This is a genomic window from Rhodoplanes sp. SY1 (assembly GCF_046000175.1).
Lineage (GTDB): Bacteria > Pseudomonadota > Alphaproteobacteria > Rhizobiales > Xanthobacteraceae > Rhodoplanes.
In genome coordinates, this window is the sequence record NZ_JBEOMB010000242.1 from 1 (window position 1) to 834 (window position 834).

At 64.1% G+C, this 834-nt stretch carries 1 protein-coding gene and 1 pseudogene; both read left to right on the forward strand.

Annotation, left to right across the window (positions count from 1 at the left end; translation table 11 throughout):
• A pseudogene (locus ABTU92_RS28860) lies at positions 1-230 on the forward strand (hypothetical protein); the annotation flags it as partial.
• A gap of 122 nt (positions 231-352) precedes the next feature.
• Complete coding sequence (locus tag ABTU92_RS28865) at positions 353-574, forward strand: hypothetical protein (RefSeq protein ID WP_408095004.1); 222 nt, start codon at positions 353-355, stop codon at positions 572-574.
• Positions 575-834 lie beyond the last annotated feature (260 nt).

Consider the following 834-nt stretch of genomic DNA (forward strand, 5'->3'; position numbering starts at 1 on the left):
CGCGCGCCGAGAGCCTCGGCCTCAAGGTGGTGATGGATCGCTGCCCGAAGATCGAGTACGGCCGCCTCTCCTCCGAGATCGGCTGGATGGGCGTCAACTCGCGCACCCTCTCCTCCAGACGCGCTCCGATGCCCCAGAAGGGCGTGCAGCGCCTGTCGCTCGGCCGGGTGACGATGGCGGGCGGCACGACCGCGGCGCCGCCGCCGCGGGAGACTGACGGGCGCGATTGACCGGCACGGGCCGCGTGTCGGTCGACATCGACGACACGGAGACGAACGACAGAAGCCTTTTTCGATTCCATCGCGACGTGTATAATTCGGCCCGTTGAACCGGATCCGTTTCGGAGGGGCCGGTGCGTCATTCGAAATCGCTGCTGCTTTCGCTCACCACGATTGCTCTCGTGCTCGTGATCGCCGACGGGAAGGATGCGCGTCGGGCGCGACGGAGCAGCGGCGAGCAGGCATGCTTCTCCCCCACGGCCGGCGACGACGACACGATCAGCGGATGCACGGAGTATCTGTCCGGCGGCGCTTCCGATTACCCACATCTCACCCGGACAATTTGCACCTGTTGAATCGTTCGTGATTCTGTCTGTGACGCCGATTCGCGGAGGCGTCAAAAATGAGCGGGGACACGGGTGCCGGCGCCGCCGGCTGATGCCAAGAACCGGCGAACGACGCCGGCACACGGTAACGGATGTCGAGCCGAAATAGACGAGGTAGGTCGGTGGCAATTGCTCACGGGTATCGCTGAAGACTTGATCTTTGACAGGGCCTACGGGTCCTGATTCAAGGATTGGATGACTCGCGAGGCGCTTGAGTCGCTCGACAAGGA